This is a genomic window from Acidovorax sp. GW823-FHT01C06, from assembly GCF_058798375.1.
Map to the genome: position 1 here is coordinate 1 of NZ_JBXAKN010000023.1, position 1,232 is coordinate 1,232.

Annotated in this window: 1 protein-coding gene; it reads left to right on the forward strand. The window is 58.8% G+C overall.

The features are described from left to right. Positions 1-63: 63 nt before the first annotated feature. Positions 64-1,214 (forward strand): IS3 family transposase gene (locus tag AC1RCS_RS24900; protein ID WP_218298113.1). Its coding sequence is split into 2 segments (ribosomal slippage): positions 64-310 and positions 310-1,214, totalling 1,152 coding nucleotides; the frame shifts between segments, so codons are not numbered across the junction. The last annotated feature ends 18 nt before the right edge of the window (positions 1,215-1,232 follow it).

Below are 1,232 nucleotides of genomic sequence, written 5' to 3' on the forward strand. Positions count from 1 at the left end.
TGAATCGCCCCGGGTTTTCTAGACACCTCTGAGCCTCAAACCTGAGGCCCAATAGGAGGTGCCATGAGTAAGCAAAGATACCCCGAAGAATTCAAGACCGAAGCGGTCAAACAGATCACCGAGCGTGGCCACAAGGTGGCCGACGTATCCGCCAGGCTTGGTGTTAGCCAGCACAGCCTGTATCAGTGGATCAAGGCCCATCGAATGCCCGCGGCACAACGGCAAGCGCAGGGGTCACAGGCGGATGAGCTGCGCAAACTGAAGGCCGAGCTCAAACGTGTGACCGAGGAGCGCGACATCCTAAAAAAGGCCGCAGCGTACTTTGCCAAGCAGTCCGGGTGAGGTACGCATTCATCGAGCGGCATGAACACCAGCACAGCGTTCGCCGCATGTGCAAGCTCATGACCGTGCACCCCAGCGGCTACTACGCCTGGAAGTGCGATCCGGTGAGTTCTCGTGGCAAGGACGATCAACGCTTGTTGGGCCTGCTCAAGCACGCGTGGCTGGAGAGTGGTGGCGTCTATGGCTATCGCAAGCTCACGATGGACATGCTCGACCTGGGAGAGCGCTGCGGCAAGCACCGCGTGGCCCGATTGCTCAAGCTTGAAGGCCTGCGTTCACAGACTGGCTATCGACGCCGACCTGGCCCGCGTGGCGCCAAGCCAGCGGTGGTGGCACCAAACCATCTGCAGCGCCAGTTCAATGTCAGCGAGCCCAATCAGTCATGGGTGACCGACATCACCTACATCCGCACCCATGAAGGCTGGTTGTACCTGAGCGCCGTCATCGACCTGTTCTCCAGGCAGGTGATCGGCTGGTCCATGGGGCACCGCATCGACACTGAGTTAGTGCTCAACGCGCTGCTGATGGCATTGTGGCGCCGGCAACCCAAAGCCGCTGTCACCGTCCACTCTGATCAGGGCAGTCAGTTCACTGGGCATGCATGGCAAGACTTCCTGCGCGCTCACAACCTGGTTTCCAGCATGAGCCGTCGGGGCAATTGCCATGACAACGCCGTGGCCGAAAGCTTCTTCCAACTTTTGAAACGAGAGCGAATCCGCCGCCAGATCTACCCAACCCGCGATCAAGCCAGAGCCGATGTCTTCAATTACATCGAGATGTTTTACAACCCTAAGCGACGCCACGGCACTGCCGGAGATACTTCACCGGTAGAGTTCGAAAGACGCCATTTCCAACGGCTCAAAAGTGTCTAGGGAATCCGGGGCGATTCA